The organism is Micromonospora sp. NPDC005197 (assembly GCF_040608295.1).
Classification (GTDB): Bacteria; Actinomycetota; Actinomycetes; order Mycobacteriales; family Micromonosporaceae; genus Micromonospora.
This window is the reverse complement of sequence record NZ_JBEXHY010000018.1, coordinates 18411-30974: the sequence shown is the minus strand read 5'-3', so window position 1 is coordinate 30974 and position 12564 is coordinate 18411. Positions and strand designations below refer to the sequence as shown.

Here is a 12564-nt window from a genome sequence, read left to right as displayed (position 1 = left end):
GCCCGCATGCGAGCCTGCTCGGCTCAGTCCAGTGTGACCACCCAGCGGGCGCCCTCGCCCCGCGCCAACCGGTCGAACGCGGTGGGCGCCTCGTCCAGCCCGATCGTGCCGCTGACCAGCACGCGCAGATCCAGTGCGCCGTCGGCGAGCTCGGTGGCCAGCACCGGCACCTCGCGGTCCGGGTCGGACGAGCCGTACACCGAGGAGCGCAGCGTACGGGCGGAGTGGAAGATGTCGAGCGCGCCGAGGCTGACCATGTCGTCCTTGGCGCCCATGCCGACCACGGTGACCGCTCCCCCGCGCCGGGTGAGCCGCCACGCCGCCCGGATCGTGGCGGCCCGCCCGACGCACTCGAAGGCGTGGTCGACGCCGCGGCCCTCGGTGCGTGCCCGCACCTCCTTGGAGAGCCGGTCGTCGGAGAGCAGGAAGTCGGTGGCCCCGGCGGCGAGGGCCAGGTCCCGCTTCGCCTCGGCCACGTCGACGGCGAGGATCGTCGTGGCGCCGGCCCGGCGGGCTGCGGCGAGAACGGCGAGCCCGACCCCGCCGAGCCCGATGACGGCGACCGACTCGCCGGGCGCGACCCGGGCGGTGTTGCCGACCGCGCCGACGCCCGTGAGCACCGCGCAGCCGAGCAGCGCGGCCTGCTCGGCGGGCAGCCCGGCGGGGATCGGTACGACGGCGCTCTCCGGCACCACCACCGCCTCGGCGAGCGCGCCGAGACCCAGCGTGAGGTGCAGCCCGATGCCGTCCTCGGTCTCGCCGCGCGCCACGGTCGGGGCGGTGTTGGCGGCGCAGAGCCACGGCTCGTCGTGCCGGCACCACCAGCAGGTCCGGCAGGCGGGCGCCCAGTTGAGCACCACCGGCGTGCCGACCGGCAGCCGGGTGCCCGCCCCTGCCTCGGCCACCACGCCGGTCGCCTCGTGCCCGAGCACCAGCGGGAACGTCGCGGCCAGAGTGCCGTTGACCATGGACAGGTCGGAGTGGCAGACCCCGGCCGCCCGGATCGTCACCCGCACCTCGCCGGGGCCGGGCGCGGGCAGGCGTACCCGCTCGACCCGCAGCTCGGCGCCGGGCCCGCGCGCGACCAGCGCGCGGACGGTGACCGACCCGCCCGCCGGCTCAGCGCTGACCGCCGGCACGGCCGCCTGCTCCGCAGCCACCCCCGGTACGCCCGTCGGCTCGGCGGCGCTCATCGCTGGATCGCCTTCAGCTCGCAGAACTCGGCGAGCCCGTGCACGCCCAGCTCCCGGCCCAGGCCGGACTGCTTGTAGCCGCCGAAGGGCGCGAGTGGGTTGAACGCCGCGCCGTTGATGTCGACCGCGCCGGTCCGCAGCCGCCGCGCCACCGCGAGCGCCGCCTCGGTGTCGGCGGACCAGACCGCGCCGGCCAGCCCGTAGCGCGAGTTGTTGGCGATGGCGACGGCCTCGTCGGTGTCGTCGAACGGGAGAACGGCGAGCACCGGGCCGAAGACCTCCTCCTGGGCGAGCGCGCTGTCCGGGTGCACGTCGGCGAAGACGGTCGGGGCGACGAAGTGCCCCCGCGCCGGGACCGGGGCGTCCGGGCCACCGGCGACGAGGCGGGCGCCGTCGGCGAGAGCCCGCTCGACGTGGCCGCGCACCCGCGTCGCCTGGGCGGCGGAGACCAGGGGGCCGAGGCGGGTGGCCGGGTCGAACGGGTCGCCGACGCGGTAGCCGGCCACCGCCGTCGCGACCAGGTCGAGCGCCTCGGCGTACCGGTCGCGGTGCACCAGCATCCGGGTCCACGCCGTGCAGGTCTGGCCGGAGTTCATCAGGGCGTTGCCGACGCCGACCTTGACCGCGGCGGCCAGGTCGGCATCCTCGAGGATCACGTTGGCGGACTTGCCACCCAGCTCCAGCGCGACCCGGGCGATCCGGTCGGCGGCGAGTCGCATGATCCGGGTGCCGGTGGCGGTGGAGCCGGTGAACGAGACCAGGTCGACGTCGGGGTGCCCGGCGAGCGCCTCGCCGACCGCCGCGCCGGTGCCGGGGACCAGGTTGAGCACACCCGGCGGCAGACCGGCCTCGGTGACCGCGTCGAACAGCAGGTACGCGGTCAGCGGGGTCAGCTCGCTGGGCTTGAGCACGACCGTGCAGCCGGCGGCGAGCGCGGGCGCGACCTTCGCCATCACCTGGTGCAGGGGGTAGTTCCACGGGGTGATCGCGCCGACCACGCCGATCGGCTCGCGCACGACGAGGGAGTTGCCGATGGTCTCCTCGACCGGCGGCCGGGCGGCGAGCGCCACGTGGTCGCGCAGCACGATCAGCGGCAGCGCGACCTGCACGCGGGTGGCGAGCTTGAGCGGGGCGCCCAGCTCGACGGCGACGGTGCGGGCGAGGTCGTCGGCGCGCGCCGCGAGCGCGGCGTGCAGCCGGTCGAGGTACGCGGACCGTTCGGCGGGCGCGGTGGCCGCCCAGCCGGGAAAGGCGGCGCGGGCGGCGGCGACGGCGGCGTCCACATCGGCCGCGGTGCCGGCGGGCACCTGACCGATCAGCTCGCCGGTGCTCGGGTTCTCCACGTCGATCACGTCGGTGCCGGCGGGAGACGTCCACTCGCCGCCGATGTGCAGGTGGCGCCGGAGGCGCAGGGCATCGGGCAGCAGCGACGGCGGGGCGGCGAGGTCCATGGCGTCCCTTCCGGGGTGGCGACGGGCGATGGGGGCGGGCTGGGCGGCGGGCGAAGGCGACGGGTCGCGGCGGGCGCTGAAACTAGCGCTGGGAGTTTGGACGCTACCCGCTGGACCGCCCGGACTCCACCGGCCCGACGGTGCGGACGTACTCGGCGGCCAGGCCGTGCAGCAGCGCGTCCAGGCCGAGGGCAAAGGCGCCCTCGTCCACGCTCTGCTGGTGCTCGGCGAGCCGGTGCGCCTGGCGCAGGTGCGGGTAGTGCGCGGCGTACAGCTCGGGATCCTCGACGAAGCCGCGGGCGAACGAGCCGAGCGCCGAGCCGGCCACGAAGTAGCGCAGCGCCGCGCCGATGTGGGTGGCGCGGGCCGGTGGCCACCCGGCGCGGACCAGGCCGCCGTAGACCGCGTCGGCCATGGCGAGGGCGGCCGGCCGGCGACCGGGCCCCTGGGCCAGGTACGGCACGATGTTCGGGTGCGCGGTGAGCGCCCGCCGGTACGACCAGGCCCAGTCGCGCAGCGCGCCGGCCCAGTCCCGGCCGGTGAAGCCGCTGATGTCGACGGCGCCGGTCACCGCGTCGGCGACCGCGTCGAGGATCTCGTCCTTGGTGGCGAAGTGGTTGTAGAGCGACGGGCCCTGCACGCCCAGCGCGGCGGCGAGTCGACGGGTGGAGAGCGCGGGCAGACCCTCGGCGTCGATGAGCGCCGTGGCGGTGTCGACGATCAGCTGCCGGGTGAGCCGGGGCTGGCGGGGTCGGGGCACTGCGCTCCTCGCGAGTCGGCGACGTAGGGTCTGGACGCATCAAAACTTACACCGCTAGTTTAGGGGTGACCGGCCGCGCCGACGCCAGGAGGACCACCGTGGACTTTTCGCTCACCGACGAGGAACGGGCGGTACGGGACACCGTCCGGTCGTTCATCCGCCGCGAGGTGATGCCCCTGGAGGCGGAGGTGCTGCGCCGCGAGCGGGCGCACCAACCGGGCCTGGATCACTCCGAGGTGCGCGAGCTGCAACTCAAGGCGCGCAAGTTCGGCTTCTGGGGCCTGGCGACCCCCGAGGAGTACGGCGGGATGAACCTGCCGGCCGTCCTCCAGTCGTTGATCTGGACGGAGCTGGGCCACACGTTCGTGCCGTTCCGCTTCGGTGGCGAGGCGGACAACATCCTGTTCCACGCCACCGAGGAGCAGAAGCAGGAATTCCTCATTCCGACGATCGAGGGCGAGCGGCGGTCCTGCTTCGCGATCACCGAACCGGGCGCCGGCTCGGACGCGGCGAACATCCGGCTCTCCGCCCGCCGCGACGGCGACGACTGGATCCTCGACGGCGAGAAGACCTTCATCACCGGCGGCCACGACGCCGACTTCGCCATCGTCGTCGCGGTGACCGACCGGGAGAAGGGCGCCCGCAACGGCGGCGCGACCGCGTTCCTGGTGGACCGGGCGATGGGCTGGCGCTCGGAGTTCATCCAGACCATGGGCGAGGGCGGGCCCGCGTCGCTGATCTTCGACGGCGTACGCGTGCCGCACCGCAACATCCTCGGCGAGATCGGGCAGGGCTTCACCCTCGGCATGGAGTGGATCGGCAAGGGCCGCTACACCATCCCGTCGCACGCCATCGGCATCGCCGAGCGGGTCCTGCAGATGGCCATCGACTACGCCAACACCCGCGAGACGTTCGGCGCGAAGATCGGCACCAACCAGGCCATCCAGTGGATGATCGCCGACTCGGAGACCGAGTTGGAGGCGGCCCGCTGGCTGGTGCTGCGTTCCGCGTGGACGGTCGACCAGGGCCTCGACCCGCGGCACGCGTCGTCGATGGGCAAGCTCTACGGCGCCGGCATGGTCAACCGGGTGGTCGACAGGGTGCTCCAGATCCACGGTGGCATGGGCTACACCCGGGAGCTGCCCATCGAGCGCTGGTACCGGCAGGTGCGGCTCTACCGCATCTTCGAGGGCACCGACGAAATGCAGCGGCTGATCATCTCGCGAGACCTGCTGCGCGGGTACACGAAGATCGGTGGCCACCTGGCCTGAACCGCGTCACCCCGCCAGCGCCTCCAGGGCGGCGTCCACATCGGCCTCGGTGGAGTAGAGGTGGAACGAGGCGCGGACCCGCCCGGCGCGCACCGCCGCCCGGATGCCGGCCGCGGCGAGACGCTGCTCCGCGCCGGGCACCTCGACGGTGACGATGGCGCTGTCCCCCGGCGGCCGGCCCAGGCCGGTCAGGAACCGGTTGGCCAGTGCCACGTCGTGCTCCTGGATCGCCGGCACGCCGATCTCGGCGACCAGCTCCATGGCGGGGGCCGCGCCGACCCAGCTGAACCAGGCCGGCGAGATGTCGAACCGGCGGGCGTCGTCGGCCAGCCGCAGCGGCGGGCCGTAGTAGGAGGCGTGCGGGTCGCGGCCCGCGTACCAGCCGGCGGCGTCCGGGCGCAGGCGCTCGCGCAGCGCCGGGGCCAGATAGGTGTACGCGGTGCCGCGCGGGTTCATCAGCCACTTGTAGCCGCCCACGGCCACCACGTCGGCCCGGCTGCCATCGAACGGCAGCCACCCGCACGCCTGGGTCGCGTCCACCACCACCAGCGCGTCGTGCGCGCGGGCCGCGGCCACGATCTCGTCGTACGCGGCGACCGAGCCGTCGGCCGACTGCACCAGGCTGAACGCGACGAGGTCGGTGTCGGCGTCGATCGCGTCGACCAGCCGGTCCGCCGGCACCGTGCGGACCGTGACGCCGCGCTCCTCCTGAACCAGCCAGGGGAACAGGTTCGAGGTGAACTCGATCTCCGGAACGACCACGGTGGCCCCCGCCGGCAGCCCCGCCGCCACCGGCGCCAGCATCTGGGAGACGGTCGCGCCGACCGCCACGTCACTGGCCGGCACGCCGATCAGACCGGCGAACGCGTTCCGGGAACGCTGCACCGAGTCGCCCCAGCCCTCCCATGACGTGCTGCCGACCCGCCAGGCGGCCAGGGCCTCCTGCAACGCCGTCCAGGCCGGCTCTGGCGGCAACCCGTAGGAGGCCGTGTTCAACCAGCCGGGCTCCGGCTTCCACAACTGCTGTGCCTGCGCGATCTCCATGCCACCGACGCTAGGCGGGCTCGTCGCGCAGGGGCACGGCCAATCGGAGTCCCGCGGCCTGCGGGCTCCCGGCGGCGGACTGCCGGCGGCTTGCGGGCTTGCGGGCTGCGCCCGGCACCCCGCACCCGGCGCCCGCCGCTCGCCACCCGGAGCCGGGCACCGGGGAGAGCGTGATGACTCTCAGGTATAGATATGACTCTGAGGTATGTCGCTCACGACCAACCTGCCGCCGAGGAGACCAGCCAGGCGCGGGCGGCGACGTCATCGACGCCGGTTCGCGTCCGGCGGGTGGATCCGGGTGAGGCTGTCGGCGAGGCCGGCGAGCCATCGATCGACCTCCACCAGGTGCCGTACCGCCGAGGAGTCGACGTCGCCGAGCAGCGGACGGACCCGGTCCACCTCGTCGACACAGTCGGTCGGGGCCGGCACCGGGCCCGCGGCCCGGCCCTGTGCCACCTCTCCGGCCAGCTCGTCGTACGCCGAGCGCAGTTGCCCGGCCGCGTCCCGCAGCAGGGCCGCCGCCGCCGGCCAGCCGGCGAGGCAGCCGGGCGGGTTGCGCCGCAGCAGCGACTCGGCGCCGGGCACCACGTGCTGTCCGGCACCCAGGACGGCGTCCCAGTTCACGCGTGCGCGCTGCGGGTCGTGGCGCTCGGAGTGGTACTGGCAGTAGGACGAGTCGACCAGGACCATCCGCTGGCGGACCCGATCGAGGTCGTCCTCGGGCGGCGGGGCGTCGCCGAGCACCGCCTCGACGGTCCGCTCGACCGCGTCCCCGCTGGCCGTCAGGTAACGCGCGGCGTTGTGGCGCAGGTCGCGGCTCGCACCGCGCGGCCACATGGCGACGCCGGCGAGCACACCGATCACCGCGCCGAGCCCGACGTCGACCAGCCGGGCCTCGGCGAGCCGCCAACCCTCGGGGCTGAGCTGACTGAACACGACCGTCAGCAGCAGGGTGAACAGCGCCTGTTGCCACACCGGGCCCAGCAGCCGACCGACACCGAACGCCAGCAGCAGCGTGACCGGCAGAACGACGGCGTACACGACAGGGTCCTCGACGAGGAGCACCAGCAGGCCACTGACGACGACGCCCGCGATCGTGCCGAGCACTGCGGGTCGCAGCGCGGTGCGCGTGTCGGCGGCCGAGGTCCGCAGGACCGTGAGTGTCGCCAGGAGCACCCAGAAGCCGTGGTTGAGCTGCAACACCCCGGCAGCCACCCGGGCGACCGACAGCGCCACGGCCAGCCGAAGCGCGCTGTGCAGGTGTGCGGAGCTGGGAGCAAGGTGGGAGCGGAACTGCCACCAGTACAGCGTCCACGGGCTGTGTCGCGCGTACCCGAAAAGTCTGGGGTAGGCCTCGCCTCCGGCGGGCCGTGCCCCGGCGGCGACCCGGGCACCGACGGCGAAGACCCGCACCTGGTCGGCGAGGGCCAGCGCGGTCGCGTCCCGGCACATCCGGGGTACGTCCGGCGCGTCGGCGCCGCCACCTCGCCCCACCGGGTAGGCGGCCTCGGCCGCGCGGATCGCGACGTCCAGGCCAGCGAGGTCGACCGGCGGCGCACCCGGTGACAGGCTCCGGCCGGCGGCCCGGGTCGTCTCAGCGCAGGTGCGCACCAGCCGCGCCGCCGCCAGCTCTCCGATCGGCTCCGGCGGGGCGTCCCCCGCGAGCCGGTCCGCCTCGGCGAGCACCTCCCGCAGCGCCGCCGCCGAGATCCGCAGAGCCCGGTCCTGGGCGCCCGCCGCGGTCGGCGCCCGCTCCGGCGGGTTGCGGCCCAGACCGAGCGGGGCCACCAGGTCGTACGCCCGCGCGCGCCGGCTGTCCCGACCAGCGTGACCGGCGTGCGGGTCGGTCAGCGCGTCGGCGGCGTCGTCGAGGAACGCCCCGACGCCGTCCGCCGCCCGGGTGAGCAGCTGCCGGAAGGTGACCGGCACCGGGTCGGGCCAGAGCAGCACCTCGGCCGCGGCGAGCAGCACGATCGCGAGCGTGACCCCGCCCAGTCGCTGCGGCAGGGTGTCCGGTTGGTACGGCGGAAAGGACGCCAGAATGTAGAAGAGCTGGAACGCGCTGGCCAGACCCACCAGGCGTGGATTCCCGACCCCCGCGAACGCCACGACGAACCCGACGACAAGCATCCCGCCGGCCGCCGCCCACGTGCTCCACGCCAGCAGCGTGCCGGCCGCGATCAGCGCCCAGACCGCCGGCAGCGACGTGACGAGGATCCGCGCCCGCTGCGGCGCCGGACCGGGCAACTGGGCGAACGACCCGGCGGCGATCGCGCCGAACAGCCCGTACGTGGCGAGCACCGGGCTGCCCGCCCCGTACCGGCAGGCGTAGAAGATGACGGACGCGACGAGCGTCAGGCGCACCGCGCGCCGCAGGACGGCGTCCCCCGGGTCACGGCGGCGCAGCCGGCCAAGGAGGCTGGTTGCGAGCACGCCTGCTCCCCCGGTTCGTCGCGGCACCCCTTCCCGACCCACCATTCTCCACCGCACCCCGCCACGGGCTGCGGGTTTGGCGACGAATCACCGCCGAGAGCGGCCGCGCAGGCCGAAGCGGAGCGCCCGGAACAGGGTGCCGGGGCGGCTCAGGGCGGCCGGGTGGTCGAGCATTGTGGTCACCCGCCCCAACCGGGCGTTGAGCACCGGGTCGGTGAGCGACGCCCGGAAGAGCAGATCGCCGAACCACTTGGTGACCCGGTAACCGGGCGGGTACGGCCCGTCGACGTGCGGCAGCTCGATGTCGGCGGTGGTGGAGACCTGCCAGGCGGCGTCGACCACCACGCGGACCTGGTCGAAGTACGCCCGCGCGGGCTCGTCGTGCGGCTTCGGCCCGGACCGCAGATAGTTTGACAGGCAGGAGGCGTGCAGCGTCGCGGAGGTCATGCCCTGGCCGTACACCGGGTTGAAGGACGCGACCGCGTCACCGGCGGCGACCAACCCGGCGGGCAGGCGGTCGAGCTCATGGAAGTCGCGGCGTCGGCTGTCCGCCTGGTGGTACGTGACCACCGGGCCGAGCATCTCGCCGTGTTCGGCGATGTCGCCGAACATCTGCGGGTAGTGCTTCCGGCAGCGGGTGGTGAAGTCGGCGACATCGCGGCTGGGCCGGTCCCCGTCGTAGCCGGCGACCAGCATGATCCAACGGTCCCCTTCGACCGAGTTGATCCCGCCGATCCGGGCGGTACGCCCCTTGCCCGCCATGGTGTGGAAGACCGCCACCCAAGCGTCGCTGACCTTCTCGTCGCGCTTGTAGAGCGCCGTCGCGTAGTTCAGCTTGATCGGCATACGGTGCATCGGCGGGCGCGGCCACCCCTCCTCGGCCAGCCAGTCACTCAACCGGCTGGACCGGCCCATCGCGTCCACCACCAGGTCCGCCGTTTCGACGACCGGCTCGCTGCCGCCCTCGGGCACGTACCGGGCGCCGGTGACGCGCCGCTCGTCGAAGAGGAGGCCCTCGGCCCGGCCGTACACCATCTGGATGTTGTCGACGGCGAGGGTCCGCCGACGGACCAGCGCCTCCAGGAACGGACGCGTGGTGATCAACGCCGGCCCGGTGCCGGTCGCTGCCGGCGGCAGACCCAGTACGCCGTTGATGAAGACCTTCGCGGTGCCCTGGTCGCGCGGCGGCGGAGGGGCGCCGAGCGCCAGCGCCTCGTCGGCGATGCCGGGAAACCAGCGTTCCAACTGGACCTGGCCGGCGGGCAGCAGCGCGTGCACCTGGCTGCCCTGGGGCACCCCCGGCCGAGGCCCGGCGTCGACATTGGACGGATCCCGTTCGATGATCAGCACTTCCTCGGCGTGATCGCTCAAAACCCGGGCCGCCAGCAACCCGGCCATGCTGCCGCCGAGCACCACCGCTCGCCGCATGACCACTCTGGTCTCGGCCGGTCGTTCGGCCGTCGCTATCTCCGCGAAGAGCCGGGACGGAGAGGGGGCCATGCGATCACTCCTCGAACGGTCGGGAAACCTCGGCATCCACGACCGTAACCACCGCAGCGCCCGCCGTCAGCCTTCAGTTGGCCCGCTGGCGTAGCGCCGTGCCAGCAGTGTGCCGGCCGCGATCAGCGCCCAGACCGTCGGCAGCGACGTGACGAGGATCCGCGCCCGCTGCGGCGCATTACCGCCGCGAGGGCCGACGGCGCGCTACGCGGTGGTGCGTCGCCACTGCTGGCTGGCGCCGGTGCCGCACGTCCACTGCACGGCCTGAGCACCGTCCGCCGTGGCGGCGTTCAGCACGTCGAGACACTTCCCGCTGTGGCGGGCCACGAGCCTGACGTAGCCGGTTCCGAGGTCCTCGACGCGCCACTGCTGATTGGTGCCGCCGTTGCAGGTCCACTGGATCACGCGGACGCCGTCGGCGGTGGCGCCCCCGCCGCCGTACACGTCGAGACACTTGCCGCTGCTGACACTTGTCACCGTCGAGTAGCCGCCACCGGCGTCCTGGAACCGCCACCGCTGGTTGGCCTGCCCGTTGGCGCCCCACTGCACGACGTTGGCGCCATCGGCGGTGGACGCGTTGAAGACGTCGAGGAGCTTGCCGCTGTGCCGCGCAGCCACCGTGTAGGTGGTCGGCGTGGGGGCGGTGGTCAGCGGCGCCACCCGGTACAGGCCGCTCCCGTGGGCGGGGATGGATCGGGTGAGCGTGCCGGTGACGGTGCCGAGACCGGCGCCGGACCACAGGTCGGTGACGGTGGCCGAGCCGATGCATGGCGCTTATCGATGTTAACGCTCACACACCCCCTGTCAAGTGCGCGGAGGGTGGGTACACAGAACCCGTGACCTACTTCGTGGACCTGACGCCGTACACGTACCTCAAGCGGCATGACGAGGACGGGCGTGGGCCATCCGACGAGCCGCTGCTCAACGTCGGCTGGCTGGACGCCTCGCATCCGTTCCCGACCGGCGCTCCCCCGGGCGGGTTGATGCCAGCTCTGACGGAACTGGCCAAGGTGCGAGTCCGCCAGACACGGGGACACCACTACTGCGAGATCTGCATCCGGGACCTGGGCGACGACGCCAGAGAAGCCATTCGGGAGGGCATGATCGCCCGCGAGAGCGCCGAATTCGAGGTGCGGGGCGACAACGTCGCGTACGCCGCTCCTCAGCTCCTGCTCCACTACGTGGACGCCCACGGATACCTGCCACCAGCCAAGTTCCGTGCGGCGGCCCTGAGGTCGACGAGCTGACCCAGGGCGACGCCGTCCGGGGCGCGGGAGGCGGTTGACAGGGTAGATCTTGGACAGTTTCCGTTAGCAGCTAACGGAAAGTGTCCAAGATTGCCAGCGGTGGCGGGTGCCGAGGTCGTGTCGCACGGGAGCATTTGGTCTCTGTCGTCAGCCGGAGGTCAACCTCTCGGTGAAGATCGACACGAGATCAGCGATATCGGGGTGTCCTACAAGCTTGGATACCCCGATATCGCCGACCTGGAGTCGATCACCCCCCGGGACGGTCAGGCCGGGACGCCAGCTGGCGCGGTCGATTCGTCGGGGCGTGCCGCCGACTCGTCGTCGTGGTCGTCGAGCATGGTGGCCTCGTCGAACGGGTCGTCGCCGCGCAGCACGCCGGCCGCCCGGTCCCGGTCGAACTCGCCGGTCCAGGTTCCCACCAGGACGGTCGCCACCGCGTTGCCGGCGAAGTTCGTCAGCGCCCGCGCCTCCGACATGAACCGGTCGATGCCGACGATCAGCCCGACGCCGTCCACCAGGTCCGGCCGGTGCGACTGGAGGCCACCGGCAAGCGTGGCCAGCCCGGCGCCGGTGACTCCGGCGGCGCCCTTCGACGCGATGATCATGAACAGCAGCAGCGAGATCTGCTCGCCGATAGCCAGGGGCTTGCCGAGCGCGTCGGCGATGAACAGCGACGCCATCGTCAGGTAGATCGCGGTGCCGTCGAGGTTGAACGAGTACCCGGTCGGCACCGTGATGCCCACGACCGGCTTGCTCACGCCGAAGTGCTCCATCTTGGCGATGAGCCGGGGCAGCGCCGACTCCGACGACGAGGTCGACAGGATCAGCAGGAACTCCCGGCCGAGGTAGCGCAGCAGCGAGAAGATCGAGATCCGGGCCACGAACCACAGCAACGCGCCCAGGACGACCAGCACGAAGATCAGACAGGTGGCGTAGAAGCCGAGCATGATCTGGGCGAGGCTCTTGAGGGCGTCCACGCCGGTCGCGCCGACGACGGCCGCCATCGCGCCGAACGCGCCGATCGGCGCCAGCCACATGATCATGGCGAGGACCTTGAAGACGACCCGCTGGAGGACGGCGATCGCGCCGAGCACGGGCTCACCGCGCCGGCCCATCGCCTGCACCGCGAAGCCGACGAGCAGCGCCACCAGCAGCGTCTGGAGCACCTCCCCCTCGGTGAGCGCGGAGAAAAGCGTGGTCGGGATGATCCCGAGCAGGAATTCCGCCGTACCGCCGGCCTCGTCACCGGCGGCGGCCTTGCCCGCGCCCGCGAGGTCCTGGCCGAGGTCCAGGCCGGAGCCGGGGTGGATGAGGTTGCCGACGACCAGGCCGATGGCGAGCGCGACGGTCGACATGGTCAGGAAGTAGCCGAGCGCCAGGCCGCCGACCTTGCCGACCTTCGCGGCCTGGCGGACGGAACCGACGCCCAGCACGATCGTGCAGAAGATGACCGGGCTGATCATCATCTTGATCAGGTTGACGAAGCCCGTGCCGATCGGCTTGAGTTCCTTGCCGAAATCGGGGGCGACCAGGCCGACCACGATGCCGGCGAGCACGGCCACGATGACGGCCAGGTACAGGTAACGGGTACGGTCCCGGCGGGCCGACGGCTCCGCCGTGGTGGTGGATGCGGTGGTGTCCATGTCGACAATGTGAAGCGCGTCT

General features: G+C 73.0%; 10 protein-coding genes. 2 read left to right on the top strand and 8 right to left on the bottom strand.

What is annotated here, in order from left to right:
• Positions 1-23: 23 nt before the first annotated feature.
• From ABZU46_RS09560 to ABZU46_RS09550, 3 genes are all read right to left on the bottom strand, one after another.
• On the bottom strand, positions 24-1193 hold the full coding sequence (locus tag ABZU46_RS09560; protein WP_354856001.1) for a zinc-binding dehydrogenase: 1170 nt from the start codon (positions 1191-1193) through the stop codon (positions 24-26).
• On the bottom strand, positions 1190-2644 hold the full coding sequence (locus ABZU46_RS09555; protein ID WP_354856000.1) for an aldehyde dehydrogenase family protein: 1455 nt from the start codon (positions 2642-2644) through the stop codon (positions 1190-1192). The genes ABZU46_RS09560 and ABZU46_RS09555 overlap by 4 nt, the downstream gene beginning before the upstream one ends.
• A gap of 103 nt (positions 2645-2747) precedes the next feature.
• Positions 2748-3404, bottom strand: coding sequence for a TetR/AcrR family transcriptional regulator C-terminal domain-containing protein (locus tag ABZU46_RS09550; protein WP_354855999.1), 657 nt, complete (start codon positions 3402-3404; stop codon positions 2748-2750).
• Between the two features lie 98 nt (positions 3405-3502).
• Between ABZU46_RS09550 and ABZU46_RS09545 the strand changes: the two genes are divergently transcribed.
• Positions 3503-4675: an acyl-CoA dehydrogenase family protein gene (locus ABZU46_RS09545; RefSeq protein ID WP_354855998.1), complete on the top strand. Its 1173-nt coding sequence runs from the start codon at positions 3503-3505 to the stop codon at positions 4673-4675.
• A gap of 6 nt (positions 4676-4681) precedes the next feature.
• Here ABZU46_RS09545 and ABZU46_RS09540 read toward each other — a convergent pair whose 3' ends face one another.
• The 4 genes from ABZU46_RS09540 to ABZU46_RS09525 form a co-directional block, all read right to left on the bottom strand.
• The gene (locus tag ABZU46_RS09540) at positions 4682-5719 is read right to left on the bottom strand and encodes an aminotransferase class V-fold PLP-dependent enzyme (protein WP_354855997.1); all 1038 of its coding nucleotides are present in this window, start codon (positions 5717-5719) and stop codon (positions 4682-4684) included.
• A 261-nt stretch (positions 5720-5980) separates the two neighbouring features.
• Positions 5981-8152 carry an FUSC family protein gene (locus ABZU46_RS09535; RefSeq protein WP_354855996.1) on the bottom strand — a complete coding sequence of 724 codons (2172 nt, stop codon included), beginning with the start codon at positions 8150-8152 and terminating at the stop codon, positions 5981-5983.
• A gap of 87 nt (positions 8153-8239) precedes the next feature.
• On the bottom strand, positions 8240-9652 hold the full coding sequence (locus ABZU46_RS09530; protein ID WP_354855995.1) for an FAD-dependent oxidoreductase: 1413 nt from the start codon (positions 9650-9652) through the stop codon (positions 8240-8242).
• 204 nt (positions 9653-9856) lie between these two features.
• The gene (locus ABZU46_RS09525; protein ID WP_354855994.1) at positions 9857-10312 is read right to left on the bottom strand and encodes an RICIN domain-containing protein; all 456 of its coding nucleotides are present in this window, start codon (positions 10310-10312) and stop codon (positions 9857-9859) included.
• Between the two features lie 176 nt (positions 10313-10488).
• On the opposite strand from ABZU46_RS09525, the gene ABZU46_RS09520 reads away from it, so the two are divergent.
• Positions 10489-10899: a hypothetical protein gene (locus ABZU46_RS09520; protein ID WP_354855993.1), complete on the top strand. Its 411-nt coding sequence runs from the start codon at positions 10489-10491 to the stop codon at positions 10897-10899.
• A gap of 263 nt (positions 10900-11162) precedes the next feature.
• Here the strand turns inward: ABZU46_RS09520 and ABZU46_RS09515 are convergent, their stop codons facing one another.
• Positions 11163-12542, bottom strand: coding sequence for a cation:dicarboxylase symporter family transporter (locus ABZU46_RS09515; RefSeq protein WP_354855992.1), 1380 nt, complete (start codon positions 12540-12542; stop codon positions 11163-11165).
• Positions 12543-12564 lie beyond the last annotated feature (22 nt).

Coding starts and splice junctions, on each gene's coding strand:
- ABZU46_RS09560 (WP_354856001.1), bottom strand. CDS start 1,193: ATGAGCGCCGCCGAGCCGACGGGCGTACCGGGGGTGGCTGCGGAGCAG.
- ABZU46_RS09555 (WP_354856000.1), bottom strand. CDS start 2,644: ATGGACCTCGCCGCCCCGCCGTCGCTGCTGCCCGATGCCCTGCGCCTC.
- ABZU46_RS09540 (WP_354855997.1), bottom strand. CDS start 5,719: ATGGAGATCGCGCAGGCACAGCAGTTGTGGAAGCCGGAGCCCGGCTGG.
- ABZU46_RS09530 (WP_354855995.1), bottom strand. CDS start 9,652: ATGGCCCCCTCTCCGTCCCGGCTCTTCGCGGAGATAGCGACGGCCGAA.
- ABZU46_RS09515 (WP_354855992.1), bottom strand. CDS start 12,542: ATGGACACCACCGCATCCACCACCACGGCGGAGCCGTCGGCCCGCCGG.